The sequence below is a fragment of the Polaromonas sp. P1_E1_2 genome (genome assembly GCF_056406035.1).
On sequence record NZ_JBFUAZ010000708.1, the window covers coordinates 1 to 1,984 of the forward strand.

The 1,984-nt window shown below is 51.1% G+C and carries 2 protein-coding genes; both read right to left on the reverse strand.

Annotated features, from left to right (window positions below; all coding sequences use genetic code 11):
- Positions 1–400: hypothetical protein (locus AC1D1P_RS21965; protein ID WP_477674434.1), on the reverse strand; the 400-nt coding region annotated here is incomplete at its 3' end.
- A gap of 569 nt (positions 401–969) precedes the next feature.
- Positions 970–1,984, reverse strand: a 1,015-nt coding sequence (locus AC1D1P_RS21970; RefSeq protein WP_477674435.1) for an AAA family ATPase, incomplete at its 5' end; no start/stop codon positions are given.

Here is a 1,984-nt window from a genome sequence, read left to right on the forward strand (position 1 = left end):
TTTCAATGGCAGGGCGAATGTGAGGTGCGTCTAGGACCAATCGATCAACATAGCGCCAATAGATCGGGTCTGTCATCGGCAGATCGGACGTCGCGAGTTGAGTTGGGGGAATTTCCATGCGAAATCCCAGGTCAGCAATCGATGCCCAGCTGGGATGGGAGCCCCGATCGATCCAATTCTTCGGACCGGAACCTGCGACTCCAAGCTTCTTCGCAAACTGCTGGCGATTGCCATCGAAATGCTGGTTTATAAGCAATTGAATATTCTTGGCGAAGTTGTCTGCCGACAGTGGCGCACCGCTCTCAAGAGTTTCTATGAGGTGCATTGCGGCCCTTGCAAACCACAGTTCGTCGTTGAGCGTTCGACCGGTCTTCAATGGAGAACTGCCCTGCATAGCCATATCGGCTCCGCATCTCTCGCATAGATCAAGGAAAGGAAGTCTGGGAACGAATCGCTGAGAAGCACCACACTTTTCACATTCAACGCGAAGTACCGCCTGATGCCAAACACAAACAGTCGTTGTGTTGACGTAGGTGTATAGGGGGTCCCAAGCTGGTATATCGCGGGCCCTGGCTTCGCGGTAGCACTCGGGGCACCAAGGCCTCACGCGTCGCAAAACATGCTTTCCAACCGGATCGCAAAATGATTGCATACCGATAAGAGTCATGTTCTTGATATCTTTCCCGTGGCTGCAACTCTCTACTGTTTCAGATAAAAATTGGGCTACATCAAGGTAGCCATTTATAAGCTGCGATTCGTTAAATCGTACTCTCCTCCAGCGGAGGCTTAACCGCTGTGATGGCGGGATCAGCACCTTATGGAGGAGTGTGTAAGGTGAGCAACTGTGATGTTGTGAAAGTGCGATCAGGTGGCTGGAAAGCGCTTCAATCGATCCAGGCCCACGCCGACGTGGCTTGAGTGAGCTAAGGACCGGAATGCCAGATGAAGCCGGAATGATACTGACTTGTGTCACAGCGGCACCGGGTCGCGTGTCGGCCAACGTTCGCCCGGCTTGCGCTTTTTGGGGGTGGGAACTGGCATTGCATCTGATGAGGGAACTGGGAAGAGAAAAGTCTTTTTTTCCTGAATGTAAGCGTTGATCTCCCGTTCAAAAGTCTGAAAATTTACAAGCTCAGTCAAAATTCCATCGAGTTGCATCTCGTGGAGCTGTACTTCAGACATGATCGCCCATGTCAACTTTGATCTATTCTGGGCGAGGCACTTGATAAGAGCGCGCTCGAACCACTCATAAAGAATTCCGAAGATACCGAAGGTACGTTCAAAAAAATAATCAATTTTGGATCTCACATCAAAATCGATGGGAATGGGACATTTCTCAACAAGTGCAACTGCGGCCGCGGTGAATGCACGAGATTCCGAACGGCTATATGGCGATAGCCACACTGGATAGACTCGGCGACTAATTTGGCCGCTTTGCCTGAAGATGTCGCGCAGGTCGGTTGTGCCCAGCAGCACGAAATGGGTGTTGCATGAGTTGCTACGGCTCTTGATGCTGTTGTATTGACGAAATACTCCATCTTTGGACATAGGTCTGCGAAAGTGATCAGCCTCGTCTATTAAAAGCGCCATCGTGCGCGCTCGCTCTAAGGCGCTATACAAGAGCCTTCGATAGTCGCCAGTCGTCGCAGGATTTCTGGAGAAGACAGGCCGGCTGTTACCCGAAAGGATTTGCGCGCGGATATCTTCAATGTTTATTTTATTTCTCGCGCACGGCTCCTGAAGCTTCTCCAGTCCAGGCTTATAGAAATCTTCTTTCCAGTTGAAGGTTCCTACTTCGGGAGCGGACAACTCCATAGAAACTAACGTTGGACGTAGGTCTTCAGGGATTTCTAACGCGTGGGATTCGAACTGATACTCAAACTCACGCACCAAAGCGGTCTTTCCACTGCCAGTTGGACCAATCACGACAGTCATCGCTTGCCTGCCTCCAAACTGCACGCGCTCGGCGACCTCGTCCATACTG